Source organism: Pseudomonas fluorescens, from assembly GCF_902497785.1.
Lineage (GTDB): Bacteria > Pseudomonadota > Gammaproteobacteria > Pseudomonadales > Pseudomonadaceae > Aquipseudomonas > Aquipseudomonas fluorescens_BO.
In genome coordinates this window covers 1-15,315 of the sequence record NZ_CABVHK010000005.1, presented here as the reverse complement: position 1 = coordinate 15,315, position 15,315 = coordinate 1, and the positions used below count along the sequence as shown (strand labels likewise).

Here is a 15,315-nt window from a genome sequence, read left to right as displayed (position 1 = left end):
CCTGCGCGCACAGTCACCGGCAACCCGTGCGTTAACTATCTACCACCGTCGACGCTCCAGGGGCACTTAGTCTCGAGTCTCAATTTTCCGGCGCGCCCGGTCGCGCCCAGCACGAGATTCAACAATGTCGACACCCACCGCTGCGCTGTTTTTCCCCCAGGCCCTGAATGCTCCCGGACTATGGACTGAGCTTGGTCAAACCCATGGGCTGACGCGTAAGGATTTTGAATGGCTCGAGCACGTGAAACTGGCCAGTCACACCCGGCGCAACCAGCAGAGTCCGCCGATGCTCGCCGAGAGAATTCTCATCGGCACGGGCGCCTTGTCCTTTGCGCTGGCAGGCTGCTTCCTGCTGAGCGAGACTCCGGACGACAAGGGACTGATTTTTTACACGCCCTACGCTGGCATCAAAAAATACGCCAGTCGCGCGGCGTTGTCCGAAGTGATCAAACGCCAACTCGACAACGCCGGCGAGGATGACGACTCGGTGGCCTTGCTCTCGCTGTCTGTGCGCAAAACCCTGGCAGCGGCCTCCGACGTCACGGTGACCTTCGAGACGATCGAAGGCGATGTGTTCGACGATCAGCGCGCGGTTATCACGCTCAATCAGCGCCTCAACAATCAGGCCATGGTTGATGAATTGCAAAAACTGCCAACCCTGACGGCGATGCTCGACACGGTACTTGAGGGCTTGCTCGCAGCCGCTTTTCCAGCGCTGGATCAGCGTAAAACCCGGGTTGGTCTGTATGCCGAAACAGCGAACAGCGCGGCTGACCCAAACAAGCCCGGCGCCCGACACTGGCTCGAATCCATGTCCTTGAGCCAGGCGCTGCTCACGTATTACCGCCATAAGGGTTGGCCGACCGGACAGCGCCCGGAGTTTGCACACCCGCAAAGGACATCGCCGACCGCCGACCAGAAAACCTGGGAAAGCGCGATTAAAACCGCTGCTGACAATTTGCCCGGCCGGATTGACGCGCAACTGCAGAGTTTCTGGAATGAAGCGAGCGTCGACGGTGCCACGCGCCGGGCATTCTTCGCCCGGGCCATCCGCGAAAAGGCGCGGGCAGAACTGTTACTCAAGCGTGAGTCGGGGATTATCACTGCGCAACAGAGCCGCGCCTTGCACTCACTCATAGACCCCGCAAAGGCGACCTCCCCGGCATTGACCGTCGAAACCATTCGCCTGTGGGTGTATGAGCCCAACTATGTTGAACTCGCCGGCTCACTGATGATCAGCCAGGACAGCGCCAATGCCTTTCTCTACACCCCCGCCCAAGGGTTACAGGTTCTGAGTGACTACCAGGACCTGAAAGACACGCTGGAGCAAAAATCCACCGAGGCCGGTCATGACGATGAGCTTTACGACCTCATGAGCCTGGAGGAACGCGATCGCTTCATCGGTTTTCAGGAGCCACACGTGTCTGGCGCAGTGGTCAGCGGTTCGGTGTTCAAGACACTCTTCGAAGCGATCATCGGCAAACAACAGCAAAACCTCGAATACGCCTTGCAGATCTTCCGTTTCAGCGATGGTGCCGTGGACATCCATGCGTTTTTCGACAAGGCAACGGACATCCGCTCGCTGATTGGCGAAACGTTGCTGACGATTGATGTGCAAGGGCGCTGGAGTACCCGGCCGGTGCTATCGGGCAAACACCCGTCCATGGTGCTGGCGGATACCGCCGCGGGTTACGTGAAGACGTTCAGCGCGGTTGAACTGCCCCTGCGCAGCGAGTTCACAGCGCCACCGGTCACGACTCAGGCGGTACAGCGGACTTATCTGGAACAACGAAAAGCGACATTGGCTCATGCCTTTTCCGTTGGCCTGCGGGGCGAGGCCAGCCTGCGGGAACTCAGCGGTTCATTGAGAAACGTCGACTGGCAGATTGTCGATGCGGTATTCAATCCGGACAAAGCGGATCGCAAGAACCGGCTGGCCGTCAGGGGCTTCTACCCGGACGCCTACTCGCTGGTACTCGACTGTTCCGGCGAAACGCAGTCCCTGCCGTTGGCCAACTGCCTGTTGTTGACCGAACGTGGCGGGTTCGACGTCCAGCATTCCGGGCGGGCGATTCTGTGGACGCCGGCGACCGGGCTGGAAGTCTTTGCGACAGTCGCCGTGGCCCGGCAACAGTTGAACCTGCGCCTGATCGACCCTGACCAACGCCTGGTGCTGCTGGCGAACCTGACCCCGACCCAGCGCAAACTTCACCGGCGCTACTCGCTCAACCGCCTGCAATTGATCGAAGGCAATGTGTTGCAGCACCTCGCGCAATCAACCATCGACCTGTTGCTGGCTCGTTGCGAGCACCTGCGCTCGCTCAAGTTGAAAGCCGGTCAACTGGACAAGGCCCTGACACGGCTCACGCAATCGATCACCGACACCAATTTGCGCAGAGCCAGCTGGATCGCTAAGGCCATCAACCACCAGCAATCCCTGCCCGCGTGGCTGGGCATGGCAGCCGTAGAAGAACAGCAGCTGCACATCGAATTGCTCGAGCAATACCGAAACAGCGTCACCCACGACAAGGACTATCTGCATGGCCTGCAAACGCTCGAGGATTTCGTTCGTGAAAAACTCAAGGCGTTGCTGACCGCCCGATTCCCGGGGACGACCATAGACCCCGATTCGATCGAGATCACACCCAATCTCACCCTGGCCGGACCGGCGCAAAGCCTGACCCGTTTCGCCCTGAACCATGTGAACATCGCGCAAGGCACCGGATTCAAGATCGCTTCCAGTACCACTAAAGCGCTGCCGGAGGAGCTGACCCAGGCCGCCGTCAGGCAGCTTTTACTGTCGCTGAACATTCAGCAGGACTTCGGCAAGAAGGTCGCCGAGGCGCTGTCGGGCACTGATGCCGCTGCGCGCAAGTTACTGTTCGTTCGCCAACTGCCGTGGCAACTGTTGCAACACGCCCATGCCCTGAAGTTGCAGCAGCACCTGTCGGACGGGGCATTCGACTTGATCACACAAGTCCTGGACATGCCTGACGCCCTCGCCCGCGCCACGCTGGCAGGCGCCCACGCCATCGCCAGGCCGCTTGAACTGATCAAAACCGATGGTGCTGCCGCCGTTCAGGCCTCGGGCTTGTACCTGATCAGCCCGGGAGCCGGCAAACAGGGCTCGCACGTACTTTATGCGCCCTACCATAGCGGCGCGATCTTCAGCGAGTTCGCCGATGAGGCCAGCCTGGTCGCGGCCATCAACACACCCGGAGCGTTGCAGGACCTGGTCATTCGCCGTTTGCCGGAAAACGAACAGGCGACCTTCAGCAATCTGCTCAAATCCAGCGTGGGCAAGATCAGTGAAATCACCCTGGGGAGCACCGAGATTGGCGGCAATCTCCTGTCGCGGCTGTTCAGTGACAACACCACCCTGATCCCGCGAATGCTCGGCAGTCAGGACAAAACCGGCCATCAACCGGATTGGGAGGCCATCAAGTGGCTGTTCAGCGCCGGCATCAAAGTGGTCTCCGGGCTCTTGCCCGGTAAACTCGCCTATGGCCGGTTTCTGTGGCAAGCGTTCAAAGACTTCGAAGACTCCGCCGAAGCCCTGCAGGATCATCACTGGAAGCGCGCCTTGCGCTCTTTCATTGCCGGCGGTGCGCAAATGGTGACGCTGGGCAGACTGTCGCTGGAGGCTTCATCGCTGCCCGAGGAGGCCGCTGCCGAGGCGGAGCCCGTTGCGACGCCCGTGGTCAACCCGCAATGGTCTGACGTGCGGCCGACCGAGCCGACGCGCACGTCGCTGCAACGCTTCGAATCGACAACCGTGGCACTGGCAGACCTGAAAAAGCACGCCACTAATGGCACTTATCTTCATGAAGCCAGCAAAACACGCTACGCACCGATTGCAGGCAAGGTCTATCCGGTCGCCAAACCCGGTGCGGTGTGGCATATCCGCAACGGCCAGAAAAACGGGCCGTCATTGCTGAGCACACCCTCGCGACAATTGATTCTCGACCCCGACGTGCACACCGTGCATTACGCCAGAGCCATGTCGAACCTGCGCAATCAGTACCTCTACCACACCCGAAGCCGCTGGGTGATCAACATCGAAGCCAGGGGCATGCAGCAGATCCGCGCGCTTTTCCCGTTTCGAGCCTTGATGATCGAACAATCCATTTCTCAGGCGCGCGAGTACGCGGCCAACTGCCTGCACAACCTGGTGCAACTCGGCCAAGGGGCCCCCGGCACACGAGTGGACACCTTTTTGCGCCAGTTTTTCGGTGTCGATAGGGTCGATGAAGCCCTTCTGGCAGAACTGCGAAAGGTCATTCTCCCCGTGTGCAACGCCTTGGCGGACCCGGCCGATGAATTGTTAGACTCCGACCGCTTTATCGTGGGGAGAAACCGCGATGCCGAGTCCGGCATCATTGCGTTCGTCCTCGACGAAGACAATCGCAGGAACGTGCATTTCACCGAAGATTTTTTCGACCACCAACTCGAGCACTACCTGCCGATTCTGACCGCCTCCTTCAATGTCGGCAGTCATAGTCGGGCGGCCACTCTCATCCACGAATTCGCGCACAGCTATGCAGAGAGCCTGGACATCGCATCGCTTGAATCGAGGCGGCCCTTCATTGATCTGGTCAGTTCCATAACGCCATTCGGGGCGCGGGTCAGAGCTGAGCAACTGAATTTTCAGCGTGAGGCCTTATCGCTCCTGACGCCTGCGCAGGAGCTGTTTGCGCGGTGGGACGACGCCGGGAACGAGTGGCTCGACGTGGACCAGATATATGGCGCGGAACACCTTAGCGAGGCCATCCTTGAATTGACCGGCGCCACCACATTAGCTGACGCGAGGACCGCCTTTCTGGACCCCGTGAACCCCGCCATTCGAACCAAAGTCATTACGCGCAATGCCGATTCGGTGGCGTTTCTGATCTGTGAAATAGGACGACACCTGGATCCGGTTGTCCTGGCGTCATCCTCGAACACTTGAATAAATGCGCAGGCCTCGGGTCTGCGCGTTGTTTTCCACACACCGTCCGGAAAAATAAACAGCTGTTTGATGGGTAAATGCCATGACTGCTGTTTTCGTCACTTCCTCCGAAGGTTAGAATGCGGGAAATCAGGATGAGTCAATGACCAACGACCCGCTCTCGCAAGCCGAATATGACGCCATCACCGATGCCGCTGCGCACTGGTGCATGCGTTTGCACGCCTCCGACTGCACAGCGCAGGAGCGGCAAGCCTTCGAGCAGTGGCTCAACGCTGATCCTCTGCACGCCTTCGAGTACGAAGCAATGCAGGAGATCTGGGACGTTGCCGAAGATCTGCCCCGCCTGGAAACGCCCGCCCCCCTCGTCCGCGCCAGGCCTGCAACCCCTTGGCGCACGTTCGGCATTGCCGCCGCCGTTTGCGCCCTGGCCTTGCCGATGGCGGCCTACAGCGGCTGGAACCTGGGCTGGCTGCCCAATGGCTACGAGCATTTCGAGGCCGGTAACTCAACTCGCCAAGTGACATTAAGCGACGGCAGCCAGGTCGAACTGAACCTGGGCACCGAGCTGACTTTTACCAACTACAAGGATCAGCGCCGGGTGACGCTGGACAAGGGCGAGGCCTTCTTCAGTGTCCGTCACGACGTCACTCACCCGTTTGTCGTCAAGGCGGCGGACGGCAGGATCCGCGTCACCGGGACCAAATTCAACGTCTGGATGTATGAGGATCAGGTACGTGTGAACCTCATCGAAGGTTCGGTGCTGGTCACCAGTAACGACGATTTGCCGGGCGACGGTCTGCGCCTCGAGCCGTCGATGCAGGCGCGTTACAAACAGGGCGACTTCACCCCGCAAATCAGCCAGACCTACGCCAACGACAGTTCGCTGGCCTGGCGCCACGGCAAACTGGTGCTGGATGACCTGGCGTTGTCCGACGCCCTGCCCTTGATCAATCGCTACCTGAGCAATCCGGTGATGGTGGCCGACCACGGCACCGGCGCGATCCGCCTGGGTGGCATCTACAACATCAAGGAACTGAACAAACTGGTGGCGACGCTGCCCCGGGTGCTACCGGTTTACCTGACGCGCAACAAGGAGGGCAACCCGGTCCTCAACTCCATCCCGCAACAAACCCCTAAAAGCTGAAAGGCCGCCACCCTTGCGGGGAGCGGCCTTCTTCAATCATTAAACATTTTACTGTCTGGCCACCTTCCCGGCCTTTTCGTCCTGCTCGCGGATCATCTGCGCCTGATAGTGCGGATCAGCTTTGATCTGCTGCTCAGTGAACGGCAACACACTCAGCTGTTTATTCGAAAAGGCCAGGGTCTGGTCATTGGCGTATTTCGACGCCGGGTCGCTGGACAGCGAAAACGCCAACAGCCCCTTGGCCTGCGGACCCTTGTCGTCGAAGGTCACCACTTGCAAGTAACTGGTGCCGCTCACCACTTCGCGTTTGCCGTCGGATCTCGGCACGCTCTGAATCGCGTTGTACACCCCTAGCGTGCCCGGCCCGCCATGAATCGGCGTCTGCCGGCCACCGCTGCTGACCACCTGAATATCGCCCCAGCGACTGTCGTCCTTGAGCCCGGATTTGTGGACCACGTCCACTGACGCCAGCATCGCTTCACGCAACGCCTTGGCCACGTCCGGACGATCAATCGCCAGCCCGCGCGGCGTGTGCTGCGGATCTTTTGAATCAAACGGCACGCGCCAGACGTCCGGCATATCCTGCAACGCTTCCATCACGTTCTGGAAATGCACGAAGCCCAGACCGCTGTGCAGATTCGCGCTGCGATCCCAGGTTTTGAGGCTGGCGCACAGCGGCGCAAGCGTCGGTGCATCGGCATCGAGGTTTTCTGCGCAGAATTGCAACAGGTCCGGCATCACCAGACCCGCCTGAAACACCTGATCGTCCATGACCATCCGTTGCAAGTCCGCCGGCGTAATCGGCCCGGCTTTGCTCAGGACACTCAGGCGCTCCAGGGCAAAACGTGAACGCAGGCCCAGCGGTTGGCCGTCCTGGCTGATCAGCGGCGAGAAGCCGGTGAGCGGTTGCGCCGGGTTGGCCATCCACGCCGAATCGTTGGAGTGCTGCACGAAGTCCTTGCGCAACAGTTGCGGCAATTGGCCGGACGCGTAGATGCCTTTTTGTGCCGCTGTCGGATCGATGTCCCAGGCACAGGCGCTGTTGGAACCGTCGAGCACGATCATCTGCACGCCGGCGCGCGGATCGCTGCATTTTTCCAACTTGGCGGCACTGACGTTCGGCACCACCGACAGGTTCATGTACAACGTCTGCCCCTGATCGTCCGCCGCCACGGTGTTGACCCACGGGATGCCCTGAATGTCATGCACCGATGCCTGCAATTCCTTGAGGCTGCCCGCCCGGTTCATCGCATACCACTGTTGCAGCACCCGGTCGTTTTCGAGGTTGGCGTCACGCAAGCTATAGGCGAATTGATTATCCCAGTCGAGTTTGCCCGGCCACTGCACGATCGGGCCGAACGGCGAGCTATAAATCACGTGGGACACCGCCCGGATCTGACCATCCGGTTGCTTCACGTTCACCGTCACAGTCTGCCGGGTCATCGGCAGGGACTTGCCGTCGAGCAGGTAGCGGGTCGGATCCTTCGGATCGAGTTGCAGGCGATACAGGGTGAAATGTCTCGACGAGTCCACGGTGTGGGTCCAGGCCAGATGCTGGTTGAAGCCGATGTTGATCATCGGCAGACCGGGCAACGCTGCGCCCATCACGTCCAGCTTGCCGGGAATGGTCAGGTGCATCTGATAGAACCGCATCCCGCCGACCCACGGAAAATGCGGGTTGGCCAGCAACATGCCCCGGCCATTGAACGAACGCTCGCTGCCCACGGCCACCGCGTTGCTGCCGCGATCCAGGGCGAAGCGTTGCCTGCGCGTGTCGGCGAGCCGGAAGGCGGCCGGGGCGTGCGAGTTCCACGCGACAGGTTGTGGCGGCGTGGCGCCGGCCAGCGCTTCGGCAAACTGACCGACGCCGCCTTCGACCAGCAGGCGACGCGTCAGCTTGACCAGATCCTCAGCCGTGATGTCGCGCACCCACTCGCCCTGGCATTGTTGCGGCAAACCTTGCGCGCGGCGCTCGGTCAGCGCCCGGTTGTAACCCGCCACGTAGCCATTGATCAGGTCGCGAACTTCCGGGGTCTGCGCCTGCCAGAAAGTCGAGACCGCCTGCGGCGTGTTCAGCCAGTTGAAAAACACGTCGCTGACCTGGTTCTGCCGCTCCTCGACCGTGAACTGCTCCGGACCGAAATAGCGCGAACGTTCGCCGTTCACCGTGGTGATCTCATTGGCCAGCAGGCACAGATTGTCCTGAGCGTAGGCGTAGCCGATGCCGTAGCCGAGGCCGCGCTCGTTTTCGGCGCGAATGTGCGGCACGCCGAAGCTGGTCCGGCGGATATCGGCCGTCGCTTGATCCGGCTGGCTGCGCGCGTTTGCCGCAAGACTCAAACCCACCAGCACGCCAGCAAGGCTCAAACGGGTTAACTGCCTGGTATTAATCACGCTCGCTCCAGAGTCGAATAGAACTGTAGGAGCGAGCTTGCTCGCGATAAACGTCAACGATGACGCGTTCATCCAGGATATACGCGTCATCGTTGGCGTTTTTCGCGAGCAGGCTCGCTCCCACAAGGAACGAAATTGATCAAAAAAATTTAGTGCGCTGGAGTGCGCTGAGGCGGGGCTTTTACGGGTTTCTGACGCGCTGGTGACAAAATTTCTACATCCGGGCCTTCATGATTTGAGTCGCTCGTACGTCTTATTGGGTAAGAGCACCCATTACATTTTCCGGTTCAGGCTCTGAAAAGGAGTTTTTGCAATGTACAACTCGCAACTGCCAACGGACGGTAGCACTGCAGCACTGGGCACCTCGATGGGCTCGGGCATGTTCAACCAACGGACCGAGCGTCACGGTAACGAACGGATCCGCTTTTTGCTCAAGAGCTTCGGCCTGCGCACCAGCCTGATCCGCCTGAAAGTCATCGACGCCTTGCTGACCGCCGCCGAAAGCGACCGCAGCCTCGGCGTGCGCGGCGTGCACAGTCACCTGCTGGACCTGGATATTCCCCTGTCCTTCCTCAGCGTGCGCGAAGTGTTGAAACGCTTGTGCAGCGAAGGCGTGATCACGCTGAACCCGGATAAAAGCTACCGCTTGCACCCCCAGGCGTTCGCCGCATTGCACGGCGAATGACCTGAGCTGGCGCGTCGTTCAGGGCTTGACCTTGCGGCGCATCACGCCATTGATCACCACCACGAGCACCGCCACGCCAATGGCGATGTACTGGAACACTTTTTCGCTGATGACCCCGGTGTTCTGCAAATACGACAGGCCAAACATGATCCCCAGTACCACGAGGGAGATCAGGATCGAATATTTCAAACGTTGCGACTGGGTCATTGCCCTTTTCCTTAAACATAAACCTGAACGTGGCCCCTACGGTTTTTCGGGGAGGGGCGCTGCAAACGGGGTGTCATGTTACAGCCGCAGAAGCGTTTTGGCTCTCATCTTCAAAGCCCGCTGATTTTTTGAGGCGCACCTGTGGTGAGGGGATTTATCCCCGCTGGACTGCGCAGCAGGCCCAGGAAGCACGACTGCTTCGCAGCCGAACGGGGATAAATCCCCTCACCACAGTGAATCCCCTCACCACAGTGGATTCAGTCCGATTGAATTTCACTCACCAGAATGATGCAGCGGTTGCTGTATCACTTCGAAACACTCTCCCGCCTCGTCATTGGCTAAACTCGTCAGAATGCTTTTTTTGCCCGCAATCCAAGACGAGATCCCCCATGCGAACCCACCTGCGTCTGATCGCCCTGAGCGCCCTGTTCATCTCTTCCCTGACCCAGGCCGCCGACCTGATCCCGATCGAGGTCCACCGCGACGCCAACTGCGGTTGCTGCAAAAAATGGATCAGCCACCTCGAAGCCAACGGTTTCAAGGTGGCAGATCACGTCGAAACCGACATGAGCGCCTTCAAGCAAGCGCACGGTGTGCCGCCGCGTCTGGCGTCGTGCCACACCGGGTTGATCAACGGCAAGTTCGTCGAAGGTCACGTCCCGGCCGATCAGGTGCTGGCCCTGAGCAAACGCAGCGACCTGTTGGGCGTAGCCGCCCCCGGCATGCCCATGGGGTCGCCGGGCATGGAAATGGATGGCATGAGCGATGCCTATCAGGTGATCGGCCTGAAAAAAGACGGCACTGACGTGGTGGTGGCGGACTACCCTGCCCATTGATGCCGGGTGCCTACATCGGGCTGTTCTTCGCCGCGTTCGGGGCGGCGACACTGCTGCCGTTGCAGTCGGAGGCGCTACTGGTGGGGTTGTTGCTCAGCGACAGGTACTGGCTGTGGTCGCTGTTGGCGGTCGCCACCCTGGGCAATGTCCTCGGCTCGCTGCTGAACTGGTGGCTGGGGCGTGGCATCGAACGTTTTCGCGACAGGCGCTGGTTTCCGGTCAGCCCGACCCACCTCGAAAAAGCCCGGGTTCATTATCAGCGCTACGGTCATTGGTCACTGTTGCTGAGTTGGCTGCCCGTGATCGGCGATCCGCTGACGCTGGTGGCCGGCGTGATGCGTGAGCCGCTCGGGCGCTTTCTGCTGATCGTGACCCTGGCCAAGGGCGCCCGCTATGGCGTGTTGGCGCTGGCAACCCTGGGCTGGATGGGTTGAACCATCACTCGCTGCCATTGCCTGTGTTTAATGTCGTCCTAATCAAGCCGATCCAGCATCGGCCGATTTCCTCTGGAGTCTACCCATGCCCCTCGCACTCTCCCGCTGGCTGCCCAGCCTGCTGCTGACCGCTGCCCTGCCCGTCATCGCTGCCGACGGTCCGGAATACGGGCCGCAGTTGCAAGGCTTCGAATATCCCTACACGGTTAAACACTTTGCCTTTGAATCCCAGGGAAAATCCCTGGAGATGGGCTACATGGACGTCGCGGCGAACGGCAAGGCCAACGGGCGCAGCGTCGTGTTGATGCACGGCAAGAATTTCTGCGGCGCCACCTGGGACACCTCGATCAAAGCCTTGAGCGACGCCGGTTACCGGGTCATCGCCCCGGACCAGATCGGCTTCTGCACCTCGAGCAAACCGGAGAGCTATCAGTACAGCTTCCAGCAACTGGCCAGCAACACCCAACAACTGCTCAAAGCCCTCGGCATCCAGAAAGCGACGCTGCTCGGGCATTCCACCGGCGGCATGCTCGCCACCCGCTATGCCCTGCAATACCCGGAGCAGGTTGAACAACTGGCCTTGGTCAACCCTATCGGCCTCGAAGACTGGAAAGCCCTCGGCGTGCCCTATCGCACCGTGGACCAATGGTATGAACGCGAGCTGAAAGTTACCGCGCAAGGCATTCGCGACTATGAACGCAACACCTATTACGGCGGCCGCTGGAAACCCGAATTCGATCGCTGGGTGGACATGCTCGCCGGCCTGAGCAAAGGCCCGGGCAAAACCCAGGTCGCGTGGAACTCGGCGCTGATCTACGACATGATCTTCACGCAACCGGTGTATTACGAGTTCAAGGACCTGAAGATGCCGACGCTGCTGCTGATCGGCACCTCCGACACGACCGCCATTGGCAAGGACATTGCCTCGCCTGAAGTGAAGGCCAAAATCGGCCACTACGAGGTATTGGGCAAGGACGTCGCCAAACTGATTCCACAGTCGACGCTGGTGGAGTTCCCCGGCATGGGCCACGCGCCGCAAATGGAGGAACCGGACAAATTCCACCAGGCCCTGCTCGCCTGGCTGAACACAAACCATCCTGTTCGTTGATGAGGTAAGGCTGATGACGTTGCAGATCGCAGTAATCGATGATTGGCAGGATGTCGCGCGGGATGTGGTGGATTGGTCGGTGCTGGACGACATTGGTCAGGTGCATTTTGTCCATGACTACCCTGCCGATAACGACACGCTGGCACAACGCTTCGCCGCGTTTGAAGTGATTTGCGTGATGCGCGAGCGCACCCGGTTCGACGAAGACTTGTTGCGCCGGCTGCCGACACTCAAATTGCTGGTCACGGGCGGCATGCGCAACGCGGCACTGGACCTCAAAGCCGCAGCGGCGCTAGGGATTCACGTCAGCGGCACCGACAGTTACAAGCACGCCGCACCGGAACTGACCTGGGCGCTGATCATGGCCGCGACGCGCAACCTTGTCGCCGAAGCCAATGCCTTGCGTGCAGGGAAATGGCAACAAGGGCTGGGCGGCGACCTGCATGGCAAGACCCTGGCGATTCTCGGTTTGGGCAGCATCGGCCAACGGGTCGCACAGTTCGGCCAGGTGTTCGGCATGCGGGTGATCGCCTGGAGCGAAAACCTGACCGCCGAACGCGCCGCCGCAGTCGGGGTGACCTGCGTCAGCAAACAGCAGTTGTTCGAGCAGGCCGACGTGCTCTCCGTGCACCTGGTGCTCAGCGACCGCAGCCGTGGGCTGGTCGACGCCGAGGCGCTGGGCTGGATGAAGCCGACGGCGTTGCTGGTCAACACCGCGCGCGGGCCGATTGTCGACGAAGCGGCGCTAATCAAGGCGCTGCAAAAACAACGCCTGGCCGGCGCGGCGCTGGACGTGTTCGACCAGGAACCCCTGCCGGCTCATCACCCGTTCCGCACGCTGGAGAACGTACTGGCGACCCCGCATGTCGGCTATGTCAGCCAGCAGAACTATCATCAATTCTTTTCGCAGATGATTGAGGACATTCGGGCGTGGTCAGACGGAGAACCGGTCCGATTGTTAGGCTGATCAATGGTGAAATGCAAAACCGGACGCCGATCCATGTGGGAGCGAGCCTGCTCGCGAAGGACGACAACGATGACGCGTGCTGTCTGAAAGAACACGTTCTCCAGAAGTTTTTCGCGAGCAGGCTCGCTCCCACAGAACCATGCTCGCCCGCCTTCAAAGCCATTCGACTTTTCCAGCCGAACCGCTGTCCCAATCTTGATCAGCCGAGAAATGTACCCACTCTCCGGAGCATCGCCATGAATAGCCGTCTTGCTGTTTTTACCGCGCCGCTGCTGCTCGCCGTCGCGTTATCGAGTTCCTTCGCATTGGCCAGCGATGAGAAAGAAGAACCGGCCAAACCCAACTGCCCCAAAGGCCATGTCTGGGACAGCAAATCGCAGCGATGCGTCATGCAAACCAGCCGTCTGGAGCCGATCACTGAGCGCATCGAACAAATACGCTAGCTGCAACAGCGCTCCTGTGGCGAGGGAGCTTGCTCCCGCTGGCTGCGAAGCGGCCCCGGAGAATCACGACTGCTTCGCAGCCGAGCGGGAGCAAGCTCCCTCGCCACAGGTGATCTTAATTCGGGGTCGGCAGCCACAACCGGAACCGCGCGCCGCCCAGCGGTGACGGTTCGACCGTGAGCGTGCCGCCCTGGGCTTCCAGTGCGCGACGACTGATCGCCAGCCCCAGGCCAAACCCGCCCGTGGCCCGGTCTCGGCTGCGATCCAGCCGATAAAACGGCTCGAAAATCCGCTCGCGCTCGTCATCCGGGATGCCGATACCATCGTCATCGACCCAGATTTCACACCCCTTCGCACACACCTGCACGCCAATCTGAATGCGCTTCTCGCAATAACGCATCGCGTTGCGCAGCAGGTTCTGGATCGCGCGGGCAGTCAGGCGCGGGTCGAGGCTGAAGCGTTCGAGTTGGCCGTGCAGCAGCACATCGATGACGATCTCCGGGGAGTTCAGTTCTTCATCGACGCTGCCCAGGATGCTGTCGATGAATTCATCCAGCGACACCTCGACCTGCTCCGGCACCCGCGCCGGGTTTTGCAACCGACTGTAGGACAGCAACTCCAGCACCAGCTCGTCCAGTTCGCGAATGTGCGCGACCAGACCTTGCAAACGCTCGCGGCTCGCGGCGGGCAAGTCGTCGGACAGCGCCAGGGCCAGGCCGAAATCCAGGCGCGTGAGCGGCGTGCGCAGTTCGTGGGAAACGGCGTTGAGCAAATCGCGCTGCTGGTTGAGCAGGTTCTCGATGTCGCCGGCCATGGTGTCAAAGACGTTGGCCAGGCTGCCGATGTTGGAGTTCGCGGGGATTTCGGTGCGCTCGCTCAAGTGCCCCCTGCCGAAGCGTTCTGCCGTGCCTTTGAGACGTTCCAGGTCGCGCCAGTGCGGGCGCAGCCACAACAACAGGCACGCGAGCATGGTCGCGCCGATCAGCACGTTGATGCTCCAGTACAACAAATTGACGTCCAGCGGGTCCGGCGGCACGACCATTTGCACCACGGACTGCGCGTTCAGCGGCGCCACCGACAACGTGTGGCCGCCCCAGTCGCCGATGCGCACAACGTCTTCGCCGCGCTGCAAACGCTGCTGTTCGTTCGCGGTCAAGCCGGCGTCGTCATTGCGGCTGAGAACGATATGCAGCGGGTCGAACGCCTTGTCCAGCTCAATCGCCAGCGCCGGCCACTGCGCTTCGGGCACGGCGTGAAACTGTTTGACGACAAGGTTCCGCAGACCCCGGGAGTAATCGAGATTGTAGGTGGTGAACCGCTCGTGGAAGATTCTGATCACCACGTCCGGCACCAGGTAAATGGCCGCGCTGTAGGAGACGATCGTCACCAGGTACAGGCGGAAGAGGATCCTGAACATGACCTCAGCATTCCCACTCGGAACGGCTGAACAGGTAACCCTTGCCCCACACAGTCTTGATCTTGCGCGCCTCGCCGGCGTGGTCGTCGAATTTGCGCCGCAACTTGGAAATCGCCACGTCCACCGAGCGGTCGGTGCCGTTGAATTCGATGCCGCGCAGGCGCTGCAGGATCTGGTCGCGGCTCAACACTTCACCGGCATGCCGCGCGAGCACCACCAGCAAGTTGTATTCGCCGCTGGACAGCTCGACCAACTGCTCGCGCCAGGTCACGGTGCGCTCGGACAGGTCGATGCACAGGTTGCCCATGAGGATGCGGTCGTTGGCGGTCTGCGGTTCGCTGAGGCTGCTGCGGCGCAACAGCGTGCGCACGCGGGCCAGCAGCACGCGGGGTTCGCAGGGTTTGGTGACGTAGTCATCGGCGCCCATTTCCAGGCCCAGGACCTGGTCGTGACTGTCGTCGCGGGCGGTGAGCATCAGGATCGGCAGCGTCGCCGAATCGGCGCGCAGCAAGCGGCAGACTTGCAGGCCGTCGAGCCCGGGCAACATCAGGTCGAGGATCACCAGGTCCGGCGGATTGACCCGCGCCCGCTCACGCACGTGGTCGCCACGGCTGATCACGCTGACGCTATAGCCGTTGCGTTCCAGGTAGCTGGCAATCAGCTCGGAGAGCGCGGTGTCGTCTTCGACCAGGAGGATGTTGGGCATGGAGGTGTCCAGAAAGTGCGATGGCG

General features: G+C 60.7%; 12 protein-coding genes. 8 read left to right on the top strand and 4 right to left on the bottom strand.

The genetic code is table 11. The annotated features are described in order from the left end of the window. The first annotated feature begins 124 nt into the window (after positions 1–124). Both F8N62_RS08675 and F8N62_RS08670 read left to right on the top strand, forming a co-directional pair. Positions 125–4,948 (top strand): dermonecrotic toxin domain-containing protein, encoded by a 4,824-nt coding sequence (locus F8N62_RS08675; RefSeq protein WP_150710568.1) that lies wholly within the window; start codon positions 125–127, stop codon positions 4,946–4,948. Between the two features lie 142 nt (positions 4,949–5,090). Next, positions 5,091–6,092 (top strand): FecR family protein, encoded by a 1,002-nt coding sequence (locus F8N62_RS08670; RefSeq protein WP_150710567.1) that lies wholly within the window; start codon positions 5,091–5,093, stop codon positions 6,090–6,092. Between the two features lie 48 nt (positions 6,093–6,140). Here the strand turns inward: F8N62_RS08670 and F8N62_RS08665 are convergent, their stop codons facing one another. Next, positions 6,141–8,486: an acylase gene (locus tag F8N62_RS08665; RefSeq protein WP_150710566.1), complete on the bottom strand. Its 2,346-nt coding sequence runs from the start codon at positions 8,484–8,486 to the stop codon at positions 6,141–6,143. Between the two features lie 313 nt (positions 8,487–8,799). Between F8N62_RS08665 and F8N62_RS08660 the strand changes: the two genes are divergently transcribed. Continuing rightward, positions 8,800–9,171 (top strand): fe2+ zn2+ uptake regulation protein, encoded by a 372-nt coding sequence (locus F8N62_RS08660; RefSeq protein WP_150710565.1) that lies wholly within the window; start codon positions 8,800–8,802, stop codon positions 9,169–9,171. Between the two features lie 18 nt (positions 9,172–9,189). Here F8N62_RS08660 and F8N62_RS08655 read toward each other — a convergent pair whose 3' ends face one another. Continuing rightward, complete coding sequence (locus tag F8N62_RS08655) at positions 9,190–9,378, bottom strand: hypothetical protein (protein ID WP_150710564.1); 189 nt, start codon at positions 9,376–9,378, stop codon at positions 9,190–9,192. A gap of 389 nt (positions 9,379–9,767) precedes the next feature. Between F8N62_RS08655 and F8N62_RS08650 the strand changes: the two genes are divergently transcribed. The 5 genes from F8N62_RS08650 to F8N62_RS31495 all read left to right on the top strand — a co-directional run bounded on the left by F8N62_RS08650 (position 9,768) and on the right by F8N62_RS31495 (position 13,166). Next, on the top strand, positions 9,768–10,214 hold the full coding sequence (locus F8N62_RS08650; RefSeq protein WP_150710563.1) for a DUF411 domain-containing protein: 447 nt from the start codon (positions 9,768–9,770) through the stop codon (positions 10,212–10,214). Next, entirely contained in the window at positions 10,214–10,648 is a 435-nt protein-coding gene (locus F8N62_RS08645) for a YqaA family protein (RefSeq protein ID WP_150710562.1), read from the top strand. Before F8N62_RS08650 ends, F8N62_RS08645 begins: the two co-directional genes overlap by 1 nt. Positions 10,649–10,733: 85 nt before the next feature. Beyond that, on the top strand, positions 10,734–11,756 hold the full coding sequence (locus tag F8N62_RS08640; protein WP_150710561.1) for an alpha/beta fold hydrolase: 1,023 nt from the start codon (positions 10,734–10,736) through the stop codon (positions 11,754–11,756). Positions 11,757–11,769: 13 nt separating this feature from the next. Next, the gene (locus tag F8N62_RS08635) at positions 11,770–12,723 is read left to right on the top strand and encodes a D-2-hydroxyacid dehydrogenase family protein (protein ID WP_150710560.1); all 954 of its coding nucleotides are present in this window, start codon (positions 11,770–11,772) and stop codon (positions 12,721–12,723) included. 236 nt (positions 12,724–12,959) lie between these two features. Then, the gene (locus tag F8N62_RS31495) at positions 12,960–13,166 is read left to right on the top strand and encodes a hypothetical protein (RefSeq protein ID WP_191632364.1); all 207 of its coding nucleotides are present in this window, start codon (positions 12,960–12,962) and stop codon (positions 13,164–13,166) included. Between the two features lie 115 nt (positions 13,167–13,281). Here the strand turns inward: F8N62_RS31495 and F8N62_RS08625 are convergent, their stop codons facing one another. Beyond that, the gene (locus F8N62_RS08625) at positions 13,282–14,583 is read right to left on the bottom strand and encodes an ATP-binding protein (protein WP_150710558.1); all 1,302 of its coding nucleotides are present in this window, start codon (positions 14,581–14,583) and stop codon (positions 13,282–13,284) included. Between the two features lie 4 nt (positions 14,584–14,587). Further along, entirely contained in the window at positions 14,588–15,289 is a 702-nt protein-coding gene (locus F8N62_RS08620; protein WP_084321554.1) for a response regulator transcription factor, read from the bottom strand. Positions 15,290–15,315: the final 26 nt, after the last annotated feature.